This is a genomic window from Reichenbachiella agariperforans, assembly GCF_900142205.1.
GTDB lineage: Bacteria > Bacteroidota > Bacteroidia > Cytophagales > Cyclobacteriaceae > Reichenbachiella > Reichenbachiella agariperforans.
The window spans coordinates 821,512-835,824 of record NZ_FRAA01000001.1; the positions used below are offsets into that span (position 1 = coordinate 821,512).

General features: G+C 41.5%; 9 protein-coding genes. 5 read left to right on the plus strand and 4 right to left on the minus strand.

Annotated elements, in window-relative coordinates; genetic code table 11:
- The 5 genes from BUB99_RS03080 (at position 1) to BUB99_RS03100 (ending at position 7,390) form a co-directional block, all read left to right on the plus strand.
- A complete protein-coding gene (locus BUB99_RS03080) occupies positions 1-1,263 on the plus strand; it encodes an ABC transporter permease (protein ID WP_073119320.1) in 1,263 nt (420 codons plus the stop codon).
- A 54-nt stretch (positions 1,264-1,317) separates the two neighbouring features.
- Positions 1,318-2,439: an efflux RND transporter periplasmic adaptor subunit gene (locus tag BUB99_RS03085; protein ID WP_073119322.1), complete on the plus strand. Its 1,122-nt coding sequence runs from the start codon at positions 1,318-1,320 to the stop codon at positions 2,437-2,439.
- A 22-nt stretch (positions 2,440-2,461) separates the two neighbouring features.
- Positions 2,462-3,895 (plus strand): TolC family protein, encoded by a 1,434-nt coding sequence (locus tag BUB99_RS03090; RefSeq protein ID WP_073119324.1) that lies wholly within the window; start codon positions 2,462-2,464, stop codon positions 3,893-3,895.
- 184 nt (positions 3,896-4,079) lie between these two features.
- The gene (locus BUB99_RS03095) at positions 4,080-6,332 is read left to right on the plus strand and encodes an ATP-binding protein (RefSeq protein WP_139280872.1); all 2,253 of its coding nucleotides are present in this window, start codon (positions 4,080-4,082) and stop codon (positions 6,330-6,332) included.
- A gap of 92 nt (positions 6,333-6,424) precedes the next feature.
- Positions 6,425-7,390 carry a hypothetical protein gene (locus BUB99_RS03100; protein WP_073119329.1) on the plus strand — a complete coding sequence of 322 codons (966 nt, stop codon included), beginning with the start codon at positions 6,425-6,427 and terminating at the stop codon, positions 7,388-7,390.
- Positions 7,391-7,515: 125 nt separating this feature from the next.
- On the opposite strand, the gene BUB99_RS03105 is transcribed toward BUB99_RS03100, so the two are convergent.
- The 4 genes from BUB99_RS03105 to BUB99_RS03120 all read right to left on the minus strand — a co-directional run bounded on the left by BUB99_RS03105 (position 7,516) and on the right by BUB99_RS03120 (position 14,176).
- On the minus strand, positions 7,516-7,956 hold the full coding sequence (locus BUB99_RS03105; RefSeq protein WP_073119331.1) for a hypothetical protein: 441 nt from the start codon (positions 7,954-7,956) through the stop codon (positions 7,516-7,518).
- Positions 7,957-7,979: 23 nt separating this feature from the next.
- Positions 7,980-9,422 (minus strand): SusD/RagB family nutrient-binding outer membrane lipoprotein, encoded by a 1,443-nt coding sequence (locus tag BUB99_RS03110; RefSeq protein WP_073119333.1) that lies wholly within the window; start codon positions 9,420-9,422, stop codon positions 7,980-7,982.
- A gap of 5 nt (positions 9,423-9,427) precedes the next feature.
- On the minus strand, positions 9,428-12,526 hold the full coding sequence (locus BUB99_RS03115) for a SusC/RagA family TonB-linked outer membrane protein (protein WP_073119335.1): 3,099 nt from the start codon (positions 12,524-12,526) through the stop codon (positions 9,428-9,430).
- Positions 12,527-13,117: 591 nt separating this feature from the next.
- Positions 13,118-14,176 (minus strand): S66 peptidase family protein, encoded by a 1,059-nt coding sequence (locus BUB99_RS03120; RefSeq protein WP_073119337.1) that lies wholly within the window; start codon positions 14,174-14,176, stop codon positions 13,118-13,120.
- Positions 14,177-14,313 lie beyond the last annotated feature (137 nt).

The window sequence follows — 14,313 nt, forward strand, 5'->3', positions numbered from 1 at the left end:
ATGAAACTTTTATTTAGCAGAGATACTTGGCAAGAGATATTCGGCTCTATCCGAAAAAACAAAGGACGTACCGTCATCACGGTCATCGGCGTACTATGGGGGATTTTCATCTATATCACCCTATCAGGGGCTGCCAAAGGGCTCAACAACGGGTTTACGCTAGAATTTCAGGATATGGCCACTAACAGTATGTTCGTCTGGTCCAACCAAACCAGCGTCCCTTATGCAGGATTCAAAACAGGCCGTAGACCACAGTTCAAAATCTCGGATGTAGAACAGCTCAAAACCAAAATCCCACAGATCGAATTTATAGCACCACGAAATGTCAAAGGCATGTGGGATGGTTCTCCTGCCAAAGTAGTCTATGGACAAAAAGACGGAAGCTATAACGTGTATGGAGACTTCCCTTCATTGGTGAAAATTGCAGCCAAGAAGATATTCGATGGAGGACGCTTCCTCAATGAAGAAGACATCAACCTCAGTAGAAAAGTCTGTGTGATCGGAGAACGAACCCAAACAGACCTCTTTGACAAAGAAGATGATCCGCTGGGTAAATACATTCGTGTAGACGGTAGTTACTTCAAAGTAATCGGTGTACACAAATTCGAGCCAGGCGGTGGATTTGAGTCAGATAGTGACATCTATATCCCATTTACCACTTTCCGAAAGCTCTACAACTCCGGCGAAAACGTTGGATGGTTTGCCATCGCAGCTTATGATGACGCGAATGTGACACAGGTAGAAGCGGATGTCAAAAATACACTCAAGAAAATACACCAAATCGCACCAGAAGATGACAGAGCATTAGGGTCGTTTAACCTCGGAGAGATGTTCAACCGCATCATGGGCTTTGCCAATGGCATGACCTTTCTCTCGCTGGTCGTGGGAGTTGCTACCATCCTAGCGGGCGTCATCGGGATCGGTAATATCCTTTTGATTTCGGTCAAAGAAAGAACCAAAGAACTCGGCATACGCCGTGCACTCGGTGCGACTCCTGGAGAAGTCCGCGGATTGATACTACTGGAATCAGTATTCCTCACTCTAGTCGCTGGAATGATGGGAATCGTCCTCGGCGCATTTGTTCTCTTTGGGATCAATGCAGCCACACAGGGACTCGAATTCCCCTACTCCAACCCTACAGTTCCTATTTCATTTGTTTTGGGAGCCTTAGCCATCATGGTAGTACTAGGTACACTGATTGGTCTGATCCCAGCACAGCGTGCTGTCAGTATCAAGCCCATAGATGCACTCAGAGAAGAATAACGAATTAGACATTAGACAAGACAAAAAAGCTTAAACCTCATAATTATATCAACAATGAAAAAAGTATTGAAATACCTTGCGATCGTAATAGCCCTGGGCGGGGTTGCCTTTGCGACGAACTTCTTTATCCAATCCAATAGCAAGACTGCAGAAACGTTCGAAACCGAAACCGCCTTTATCGCTACGATTCAAAATGAATCCGTCGCAACTGGAAAAGTCATCCCTGAGCAAGAGGTAGAAATCAAACCCCAACTATCTGGAATCGTCGACAAAGTCTATGTCAAGGAAGGAACGGTCATTAAGACAGGTGAGCTAATCGCTAAAATCAAAGTAGTCCCTAATGAGGCCAGTCTCAATAGCGCTGAAGGTAGAGTCAAAAATGCTCAAATCGTCTTGAAGAATGCCAAAATAGATTTTGAGCGAAATCAAAAGCTCTACGAGAAAGGCATCATTGCGGATCAAGCCTACAACGTATCAGAACTCAATCATTCACAAGCCATCCAGGAACTGGAAAATGCCAGAAATGATCTCAAGATCATCAAGGAAGGAACTGCTGGAGGTGGAGCTACCAATACATTGATTCGAGCAACCGTACCGGGTACTATTTTGGAAATCCCTATAGAAGAAGGAGACCAAGTGATCGAAAGCAATAACTTCAATGAAGGAACCACCATCGCAACGATCGCGGATTTAACCAAAATGATTTTTGAGGGGAAAGTAGACGAAGCGGATGTGAGTAAACTCAAAATGGACATGCCTTTGGTTATCAGCCTAGCTGCGATCAAGGACAAGACTTTTGATGCTAAACTCAGGTTTATCGCACCCAAAGGAACCGAAGAATCTGGCACAGTGCAGTTCACGATAGAAGCAGACGTCTTTCTAGACGAAGGGTTCTTCATCCGTGCAGGATACAGTGCGAATGCCACCATGGTGCTCGACTCACGAGACAGTGTGCTTTCTATCAAAGAGGTGCTCTTACAGTTTGACAAAGAGACCAATGACCCTTATGTAGAAATAGAAACTGCGGATCAGGTATTCGAACGTAAAGACGTAGAACTAGGTCTCTCCGATGGTATCAATGTAGAAATACTCTCAGGTGTAACAGACAAAGACAAAATCAAAGTCTGGAACAAAACCGAACCCGTCAAAAGAGACAGCCAATACGCCAACGATTAAATAGTACACTAAAAGAATTGCAATGAAAATAAGAATCATCATAGCATCACTGGGTCTATTCATCAGTGCTACGAGCTTTGCTCAGGTCAAAAAATGGACCTTAGAAGAGTGCGTCAACTATGCACTAGAGAACAATATATCTATCCAACAAAGCCTGTTAGACGCGCAATCAGCAGAGTATAATAAAAAAGGGGCTGTCGGCAACTTTCTCCCCTCTGTCAATGCGAATGCCAGTCACTCTTGGAACATAGGTTTGAACCAAGACATCACGACGGGTATCTTGGTGAATCAAACCACGCAAAACACAGCTCTGGGCGCATCAGTCGGTGTAGATATTTTCAGGGGGCTCAACAACCTGAATCAACTCCACAAGGCCAATCTTCAGATCCTCGCCAATCAGTACCAAATAGATGGCATGAAGGATGACATCTCTCTGATGGTTGCCAATGCTTTTTTACAGATTTTGTTCAACAAAGAATCTCTAAAAGTAGCTCAGTCGCAGCATCAACTAAACCTCTCTGAGCTGGAACGTACCAGTTCCTTGATAGAGAACGGACAACTACCAGAGGGGGAAATATATGATCTGGAAGCAAATGCAGCCAGTCTAGAACAACAAATCGTCGTGGCACAAAACAATGTACGCCTATCGACCATTTCTCTTGCGCAGCTTTTGTTAATCTCGGATTACGACAACTTTGAAATCGCATCAGATGATTACGACATTCCAGCCTCTGCCATACTGGACACCAATCCAGGTGAGATATACATGAAAGCACTCCAGATTAGAAACGAAGTGAAAATCTCGGAAACCAATGTAGAGATCGCCGAGAAAGACTATGACTTGTCTGTCGGTGGCGCAATGCCTACACTATCAGCATTTTATAGTTTCAACACCCGGGCGAGCAACAGAGGTATCGTGACAGGTTCTGAAATAGACCCTGACAATCCTACGCAAGTAATTGGAGTAGTTGATAATAGTGATCGTGATAATGTAGTCGCACCAAACTATAATGTCATTACTGGAAGTGCAGATCCATTGTACGACCAATTCAAGTTCAACAAAGGGCATTCGTTTGGTCTACAACTGAACATACCGATTTTCAACGGGTTTAGTAACCATGTCAATATGCAGCGAAACCGTATCAACCTAGAGAAAGCGAAACTTAACCTAGAAAACACGAAAATCGACCTAGAGAGCAACGTATATCAAGCATACAATGACGCTACCGCAGCAGCCAAAGCCTATACCGCTGCAGACAAAACGCAAACAGCTCGCCAACAAGCCTACAACTATGCAGAAGAGCGATATGGTGTAGGCGTGATCAACACGTTTGAATTCACACAGACAAAGCAAGCACTAGAAGCGGCACAGTCCGAGGTAGTACGTGCCAAATTCGACTACATATTCAAACTCAAAGTGTTAGAATTTTATTTCGGAATTCCAATCACTGAATAGTCAATATCTATTCGGACAAAAAAGGTACTAGAGGAGCACAAAGCACTTTAGTACCTTTTTTAATTTATATACGTTGTATTAGAGCAAGATATCTTTAGGATATTCAATGAAGAGGATTATATTAGAATAGAAAATCGATTATCTCGTATATTCGCCACATATTAAAAATAACATCATAATACACGTGAGAAATTCTCTTTGCATTATCACCTTACTTCTAATTCACTTTGTCTCTTTTGGTCAAAACATCAATCAGGCAGAAGTGGCGCGTATCAACCAAACACTGGAGAAAGGTAGAAATAGCTTTGCACAGGGCAACTACAGCTGGGCACTGAGTCTGGCTCAGCAAGCCGAATCACGTGCGGACAAAATCGAAAACGTGCAACTCTCCTGGGAAGCGCAAAATCTACGTGGCGAGATATACCTCATGCAAAGACAGTATGACAAAACTGTAAACCTGTTCCTAGATATGGCTATATCTGGAGAGAAAAGACAGAATTATTCTATCTCGGCAAACGCATATTTTTCATTAGCCAATACTTTCTCAGCAATTAGTGCCTTTGACAAAGCGACAGAATACTACGAAAAAGCCTATACCCAATTCGAAAAAATAGACTATGAACTAGGGATGATAGAAATATCCCTAGCTGCTGGATACAACCATATTCGTGCCCATCAACTCACCGCCGCTGAAAGTGATTTTAAAAACCTACTAGCACTCGCTCTCAAAGACAGCATTAGCTATTTCGAGTATGAAGCCTATGACGGATTGATTGAAATTTATGATGCATTAAACCAACCACAAAAAGGTAGCGAGTATGCCCTAGCCTATTTTGACCTTATTAAGAGTGAAGGTAACACTCCTACTATTGGACTAGTAGCCTATCACCTATCGATATTTTATGAAAAAATGGGAGAAACTTCTAAAGCAGAAGAATTCTTAGAAGTCGCGATCAAAAGGAATCCAAAGCAAGCCAAAGCATACCGGTCAAAAACCATCAAGTTTAAGCTCCCCTCCAAAACATCAGAAACAGAACTAAACAAGGCACAACTCTATGCACAAAAACTAGAAGCCAATGCGCTAAATAAAATCAAAGCCAAAGAGCAAAAGGAATCCAAATCAGAATCAAGCGTCTTACAAAATGTCCATAAACAGGAAAAACAACAACTTTCAGACCTTGCTCACAACCTATTGTTAGGGACTAAAATTTTAGATCATTCGGCAATCGAAACAGAATACACGCATCAGGATCTACTGATCGCACATCACGAATATGAAAACCGTGAAAGGCAAGCAGAACTAGCTCGCTACAAACTAGAGTCTGAACGAAACCGACTAGCCAAAGAAAATGAAGAAAGTAAAAGAAAAATAGCCGAAGAGGAAAAAGTCATTCTTGAACAGGAGTTAAAAATCCATAGCCAACAACGACTCTATTATGTCACCCTACTCATCGCAGTAGTGATCGTGATTGTCATACTCAGTATAGAGTATGTCAGAGTACGCAAATTGAACAAAATGCTCGCTAAACAGCAAGTGACCATTGCCGAAAGTAACATACAACTACAAGCAAGTAACAACGACATCAAACGAACCAACAGCTACCTTCAGCAGGCACAAGATGACTTGACAAAAGGTTTCCAAAAGGAAAAGAAAATCAGGCAAGAACTCGAGAAAGCTCACCAGGATCTGAAAGAAACACACAACAGCTTGATCCAAGCAGAAAAAATGTCTGCACTCGGTATGCTCACAGCTGGTATCGCTCACGAACTCAAAAATCCAATCAACTTCATCTCCAATGGTGTACTGTTGATAGAAGAAAATGCTGAAGAACTCTTCAAGCATGTCAGTGTACAAAATGAAGAAATCGACGAAATAAGATCTGATATCAAAGAGCTGATCAAAGACACCAAATTCGGTACAACTAGGATTCATGAGATCGTAGAAGGTCTACGCGTCTACTCACGAAAAGACGATGTAACTTTCCAAAAAGCAGATATCGTTCAAGTCATGAACGCTGCCTTACTCATCCTAAAACCCAAGTACAAGCACAAGGCAGAAATCGTTAAGAAGTTCGACGAAAACATACCTGAAATAGATTGTTTCCAAGGAGAAATCAATCAGGTATTCATCAATATCATCGGTAACGGTGTAGATGCACTCGATAAGTATGGCACCATCACCATTACGATCAAGCAAGTGGAGGACACACATGTGAGAATCATTATCCAAGATGACGGTAGCGGTATCCCAGATGACGTAAAAGAGAAGATGTTTAGCCCATTATTCACCACCAAAACACAAAGTGAAGGTACAGGGCTAGGTTTATCCATCACGGCTGATCTGATCAAAAAGCATCATGGAAAGCTTCAGTTAAAAACCAAAGTCGGACTAGGTACAGCCTTCATTATCACCCTACCAATCAGACAACTGATCTAACACAATTTCAGGTTCACAAATAGTCTGTTTATCCGCTAAATATTAGTATCATAAACTTGATAATGAATGCACCTACACCATATATTTGATAGGTGATACCTTCAAAAATAAAAAATGCACTCGAAAACTCAGAGCTAATCCGTTCTGTCATCAACACCCAAAAAAATGGTCTAAACTGGAGCGAATACAATAGAACCGTATTTACGCATATAGCGAAGAGGATAAACTACAAAGTAACGAGTCAAGTAATCAACAATCCAGTACTGGTAGAAAACCAATGGCTCATAGGAGAAAATGAGCTCAATAGGCTCTTTCATACCGAGTCTCTCAAATCTTTTGAGGATATGATAGACTACCTCAAAAGCATCCCAAAGTATCGTACATTCAACTGGATCAGTGGTAAAACCCTGCAAACCTACTGGACTAAACCCTCTACACCCAAAGATAAAAAACTCAATACCCTCCTATGCTTCTTAGAGGTAGAAATAGAAGAGTGGGATGAATGGAAAAAAGAGCGTTCAGAACTACTTCCACATACCAGTCAAAACCCCAGCCAAGTGTTATTAAAGAAAAATTACCTCGGGAATTACTTCCGGTATTACCAAAAATCCAAATTCGGTGACACCATCGCAAAAGTTCCTTTTCGAATCTACGAAAATAACCTTGGAACAGTGGTAGCCGAGAGCAAAACCATCGGGCACAGTTATAAAAGCAAGCATATCGAAATCAGAGACAGTGCTATCTACATTTTGATGGAGAATCTCAACTGGGACGAAAACGAATACTTGATATTCAACATCGGAATTGCTCCATTCCCCCAGATACTCATGGGGTCATCCTCATCACTCAACAACAAGAAACAAGCCATCTCCAAAAAGAATATTCTACTTCGAGTGGGTGAAAACTTTGACTTTAATGAGATTAGTCACCATGAGATATCCACTCACTCAGACATTGATCCGGAACAAGCAGAAGGGCGTATTTTAGACTATTTTAAACGCAACAAAGACAACTACATATCATCCGAACTAGTGTCTAATCTAGATGATCTTAGATAATATTAAGACTTGATGAATTACGTCTTCACGGCATAATGATGCCTTGTCTTTTGGAATTATCACTAAGCCAAAAAAAGTATTATTGATCAAAGGTAGAATCTCTTCTACCTTTGATCAATAGAAGTTTATTGTACTTCGAACGTCAGTGTTCGACTATCACTATTGGTATTCTCATTGATTACCTCCCCGATATACTGAATCGCATCTTTCGAGACTAAAGTGGTAGGAATATCAAATGTATAAGCGATGGTATCCGTATCATAGTATTCCGAATATGCCGCATCTGCAAACGTATTGGTCTGCTCTAGTACCAACGTCGTACCTCCATCTACTGACGAATACATGTTGATGGTGGCTATCTCCACATCTGACCAAAAGTTAAATGTAAAACTAACCTGTCCACCTACTACAGGAGCATCCCCTACAAAGGTATAATCTGCTGCCACAGGCACAGAACCTAAGCTCTCTTCTATCAACTCATCGATCTTGGCCTCAGGTTTCTCATAACAGGATGTTACCAAAGCCGTCAGTGCCACAGCCATAAGTACGTTATATATCTTTTTCATAATAAATTTCTTTAGTCATTAAATTATTGATCTCTCCACATCTGATCAGCAAACGAATTAAAGGCTGCTGTCACGCTTGCGTTATTTCTACTATACTCATCTGGTGGGTACAATGCACGCTGAGGAAACTCTCCCTCTGGCACCTCGCTATCTTGAATCTCCACAGGGGGAGCCAAAAAATTAGGGTAGACATCAGTATCATAGCCCATTCTTCTCATATCTACCCACGTCTCTGGGCTCAAGAACAATGCTATATACTTCTCCTTCATGATTAACGCCATCGTCAAATTAGCCGCCCCTACAGAGACACTGGCATCCGCCAAATATGATGATCCATCTACTCCAAGTTTTTCCATAGTAGCACTAATCCCTTCGAGGTAAGCACTATAAGCATTCACATTATCATTCTTAATCAAGTATGCTTCTGCTTCAATAAATTTCAACTCTGCATATCCCATCACTGTCACAGGCGCATCCACGGTCGTGTTATACGATGTTTCACTAAGGTTGGTATTACCCAGCTGCGTCCCGTCCAATGACGTCCCTACCAAAGTAGTAAATGATGGGTCATTTGGCGTAGTTAACACTCTCAACCTAGGGTCTTCAGTAATCGTAGTAAATGGAAAATTCACTCCATTCATCTCGTCGATAAAATAGGCTCCAGGATAGATCGTTATATTCCCTGTATTGTTAGCCAATACAGGTGTCAAATGCCATGGATTCTTGTTGACATCATTATAAATCAATTCGAAATCATCATCATTGGAGTCAAAACCACTATTAATCGCTGACAAAGCCTCGTCAGCGGCTGCTGTCGCCCCTTTGTTAGTCAAATGAATTGCATATCTAGCCTTCAAGGAATAAGCCAGCTTAATCCATTTAGCAATATCTCCTTCGTATACTAAATCTTCACTTCCGATTTCAACACCTTCTACTGCAGGAGTAGACAAGTTGACTAATGCACTGGTCAATAGTTCATCAATAGCCACATAAAGATCCTCTTGCGAATCGTAAGCTGGCTGTGGATTTGTAAAACCAGAAAGAGCTTCAGAGTATGGAGCATTCTCCCATGTATCAGTAACCATTCCTACGGTTTGTGCCATCAAAACCTGAGCGACTCCAGCGTAGTGAGGCACCCCTTCTTCAGTAGCTTGTTTGACTACTTGATCCATGTTCAGCAATGACACCAAATACGCTTCTGTCCATGATCCTGGTAGTGAAAATGGCTCATGATCAGAGGCTCCACCACCATACATCTGCTGTGTCACTTGGCTAGTCGTAAAACTAACTTGATACTGCAAACTTGCTGCAGACTCTATACCTACTGGCAGCAAAGATTCTAACGACACTGAAGTTACAGCATTAGGGTTGTCATTGAACCCATTGCCTACAAAATCGTCACAAGCACTTGCACCAAATATGATACAAAGAGCTAGCGCTATATTTTTATATATTTTATTTCTCATCTCAATTAAAATTTAAGATTTAATGTCACCAAATAGCTTTTCGTACCCGGTACAGTCATACCCGTAAAGCCTACTATATTGCTACCCGAACCAAAGTAATTTGACTCTGGATCATATCCTTTGTAAGGAGTATTCACAAAAAGATTATTTCCTGTAAAAGTGATTCTCGCACTCGTCAAGCCTACCTTATTGATCAAAGTAGAAGGAAGCTGATACCCGAGCGTCACTGTCCTCAGGCGTAACCAAGATGCATCCTGCAGCGTATTTTCTCCCACATACGCTAACCAACTCGCTCTGTATGTATTACCGCCATCATCTAATCTTGCTACGATATCATTGTCTTCGTAAACTGGCGACTCTGCTGTACCTACGTTTTTAACTCCAGCAAAAATCACGTCCTCGAACCTTCTCTCGGTATCTTTCCAAATCCCGTTTCTTTGACCATTGATCAGTGCCATATCCATTACATCACCCCCTTTGCGCCATTCAAGCAACGCTGAGAGTGAGATTCCTTTGTAGGAGATACGGTTGTTCCACCCTGCAATAAAATCTGGTATGGCATTCCCGATTTTAGAAATCGCCAATGCACCTGTTTCGGGATCAGTTGCTCTTTGTGGAAAACCATCCGAGCCTATAATCACTTGGCCATCTTCGGTTCTTGCCATGGTATTACCATACAAATCCCCCACTTTTCCTCCTGGTACTAGCTTGTAAATAATTTCCGATTTACCCTCATTGTACACCTCGATTTCGTCTATACCATCAGCGACAGATATCACGGTAGCTTCATTTTTAGACCAGTTCATATTCATATCCCAAGTGAAAGCTGATGTCTTGATGACTTCCGCATTCAACATCAGTTCTATCCCCTTATTTTCTATTTCACCCGCATTAGTGGTATATCTAGACAAACCGGTAGAATTAGACAATGGCACATTCGTAATCATATTCGTACTATTTTGGACATAATATGTTGCATCGAGTGACAATCTGTTATTGATAAAGCGTAGATCTGTACCAATCTCGAAGGACGTAGTAGTCTCTGGTTTTAGGTTTACATCTCCAGCGACTGAACTCTTTCGGAAGCCATTGGCACCATCAAATGGAAAACCAGAGGCACCACTATAAGTAAAGCCAATGAGATGAGGCGCTGCATCCTTTCCTACCTGAGCCCAACTCGCACGTACTTTACCATAGCTCAAGATTTGATTGCTCGATAAGAACTCACTAAATATCAGTCCTAAATTCACCGCAGGATAAAAATAGCTGTTGTTTTCTTCTGACAATGAAGACGAGATATCGTTTCTCCCTGTCACTCCGAGATAGACGATTCCTTTATAGTTTGCCTTTGCATCAAAGAAAAAACCTACTTGTCTGTATTGGCTCTTGTTATCGCTACCAAAAAGATTAGATGTATTGTCTATATCATTAAAATCAGAGAACAAAAAGCCCTCTCCTCTTCTAGTAGTAGAGCGAGAATTAATATCAATCACCTGCTGCCCTAGCGTCAAACTAGCGTTTAAATCTTCTGTGAGATCAACTGTTGCCGTCAACAAAAAGTTAGAATTGATCTCCCGTCTACCGATATTGGCATCTACGATAAAGCCACCGGTCTGTGAAGTCCCATCTAGCCCTGGAGGCATAAATCTATTTCGGTTATCATTGTACTGATCAAGCCCTATCGTATAGTCTGCTGACAACCATGGGGTGATCTTATAGTTGAACCCTACGTTCCCAGATATTCTATTGACATCATCGGTATACTTGGCATACTTCGCTAAGTACAGTGGGTTATCGATGATCCCATCTGAATAATCCTTCATAGAACCATCCGGGTTTATATAATCCGTTACGTCAAAACTGTTGGTCATATAACTCATGGAACTCATGATGGACTTGTCTCCTGAAAGTGCTTTGTTTCCTCCAGAATTAGTATAGCTGATTGCAGATCTTATGGTCAATTTATCAGAAGCAGTAATATCACCCCTCAATCTAAAAGTAGTTCTAGCCCAGTCACTTTCAGGTGTGATACCCGACTGATCTAACCGTCCTATAGATGTAAAAAAGCGAGCCTGCTCCGTACCACCCTGTGCACTGATATTGTACTCCTGACGTCTTCCAGTCTCAAAGAAGTTTTCGATGTTATCATATATTTCTGTTCCTTCTCTAACTTTTGGTCCCTGAGTCTGAAACCTCAATGGAGAACCATCGCTATTAAATCTCAATCGTCCATATCGACCTTCTCTATACTTCTCTTGTAATTCTGGACGGTTACCCAATACATCCCATCCTTGAGTTGCACTGAAATTAACAACTGTTTTCCCTGCTTTACCCGATTTAGTCGTGATGATAATAGCACCGTTCGCAGCTCTCACTCCATAGAGGGCTGCTGCTGCTGCACCTTTGAGTACATTGAGTGATTCTATATCGTTAGGATTGATATCAGCCATTCTGTTCGTGCTTGACCCCTGCTCTGCAGAGTTAGCTGCATTACTACCAGACGATGGCAATATATCAGGTACATCCGTCGCATTGCTCATAACGATCCCATCTACTACGATCAATGGTTGGTTGTTGGCGCTAGGGTTTAATGAAGTAATTCCTCGAATAATAATACTCGATCCACTTCCCGGCTGTCCACTCGAGCTATTGATCTGTACCCCAGCAACTCTACCCTGTAGTGCATTCACTACATTAGATTGCTGCGATTCCATCAATTCTTTTGAGTCCAACTGTTGAACAGCATACCCCAGAGCCTTCTTCTTTTGTTCTACGCCAAAAGCTGTCACCACGACTTCATCTAAGCTCTTTACGTCTGTTACCATAGTAATATCTACTACAGAACGACCACCAACCTCTACAGATTGATTTTCATATCCGATAAAAGAAAACATAAGAGAAGGACTGTCTCCATCTACACTTATCTTATACTCTCCGTTCAAATCAGTAATAGTACCCTGAGTGGTACCTGCTATCACAACACTCACTCCTGGAAGTGGGTCATTCAGTTCGCCGAATACTTTCCCGCTAACGGTCTGCTGAGCATACGCTCCCGAGACCACCACCGCGAAAAACAGCGTTAATAAAGTAAAAACTCTTAACATAGGTAAAACGTTTTTTGGTTCTAGAAAATTTCAATTAATCAATTTTACCCAAGTCAATCTCTATAAAAAAACGGTCAACAATGATAAATAAGAACACTTAAAACATTGATTAACAGTATTATAAAAAGGTCATATATTTGACCGCTCTAATATCAATGGTCAAGTGTAAGAAATAAGAATTATCACCCCATAGTTACCACAGTGTCAAATGCCATAACACAGGCTTTACAATGGGTTAATCACTGAAAAAACAAGTGTTTTCACCAGCCATTTAAATATCAGTCATTTGTTAACCTGAGTTCGATTACAACTTTCATTAAACCCTTGTCGGAAATGCATCAATCACACTTTGTCTTCAAGCCAGATAGACCATACCTCCGGTAGATAAATAGCCCCCTCTTCTTTCATTGTCAATGAAAGAAGCTAAAAGGCTAGAGAACCTATAAACGCGCTACCGTGTAAACAGTATAATTTTCAATCCCCTTGAATAAAGTATATAGAGCATGATTCATTTTTAATCGAACTCAGGTTATTAGAATCAAAGGCTAAACGATAACGACCGAGATAAGAATTCACGACTCAAAAAATAGATTAAGAAACACCAGACTCTAAAAGGGTCAACGTATGGTTAGAAGCATCCAACTCTGCCTCTATCCCAAAAGGAAGGGTAGCATTATCTGCAATATGACCAAAAGGCAATCCATACATTACAGGTATTCCTAAATCTTCGAGTCTATCCTCTAGCACCTCTCTGAGGGATATAGAGCTAGGATAGCTCTGATCCTCTTCTTCATAGTCACAGTCATTGAAGATACCCAAAGCAATACCCCTCGCCTTTTCTAATTTCCCTGACTGTAACAGCTGAGTTAGCATACGGTCTACTCGATAAGAGGACTCTCCGATCTCTTCTATGAATACAATCTTGTCAGTGAAATCAATGTCATGGGGTGTACCTATCAAAGAAACGACTAAGCTAAGGTTACCACCAATCAACTTGCCTCTAGCACTACCCGGTGTAATCGTATAAGTATCATAAGTAGCTCCTTTCTCTTCCCAAGTCTTCGGTCGAGCGATCACAGTCCCTTTCGTCTTGTTCATCAACACCTCATTGAAGCCATCTGTAGTAAAGTCCGTAAAATTAGATGCACCAACAGGACCATGAAAACAAACTAATCCCGTCTGCTGATAAATACCATAAAGTAAGGCTGTGATATCACTATACCCGATCAGCACCTTGGGATTCGCCTTGATGATCGAATAGTCTATCTCGCTCAACAAGCGTCCCGTACCATAGCCTCCACGTGCACAGACGATCCCATCGACCTGATCGTTGGCAAACATCGCATGTATATCTGCCAAACGTTGCTCATCCGTGCCAGCCAAAAACCCTCTCTTTACTCGAATGTTATCAGAATAGACAGCTTTAAAACCCAGTCGATCAATATTCTCCAGGGTCTTTTCGAAAGCAGATCGGCTCACGGCACTTGCAGGGGTGATTAAACCTATCGTATCTCCTAGTTTCAGCGCCTTGGGCTTGATCACCTCGGGAGAAGCGATGGTCCTATGATTCGAGGAAAAAGCCTGCTGGATTCCCAGTGCTCCCATGGCTACAGTAAGACTGGATTTTTGAATGAAATTTCTTCTTTTCATGGTATGATGATTTAACTGTTAATTATTTATGCTGTCTTCATGCGTTCTAACAACAAGAGTAATCAAGTCATTGAAATCATAAAAATGAAAAGAAAAAACACTAACCAACAACTAACAAGCTGTAAAAGAGAATATTA

Coding starts and splice junctions, on each gene's coding strand:
- BUB99_RS03110 (WP_073119333.1), bottom strand. CDS start 9,422: ATGAGAAATAAAATATATAAAAATATAGCGCTAGCTCTTTGTATCATA.
- BUB99_RS03105 (WP_073119331.1), bottom strand. CDS start 7,956: ATGAAAAAGATATATAACGTACTTATGGCTGTGGCACTGACGGCTTTG.
- BUB99_RS03090 (WP_073119324.1), top strand. CDS start 2,462: ATGAAAATAAGAATCATCATAGCATCACTGGGTCTATTCATCAGTGCT.
- BUB99_RS03085 (WP_073119322.1), top strand. CDS start 1,318: ATGAAAAAAGTATTGAAATACCTTGCGATCGTAATAGCCCTGGGCGGG.
- BUB99_RS03115 (WP_073119335.1), bottom strand. CDS start 12,526: ATGTTAAGAGTTTTTACTTTATTAACGCTGTTTTTCGCGGTGGTGGTC.
- BUB99_RS03080 (WP_073119320.1), top strand. CDS start 1: ATGAAACTTTTATTTAGCAGAGATACTTGGCAAGAGATATTCGGCTCT.
- BUB99_RS03120 (WP_073119337.1), bottom strand. CDS start 14,176: ATGAAAAGAAGAAATTTCATTCAAAAATCCAGTCTTACTGTAGCCATG.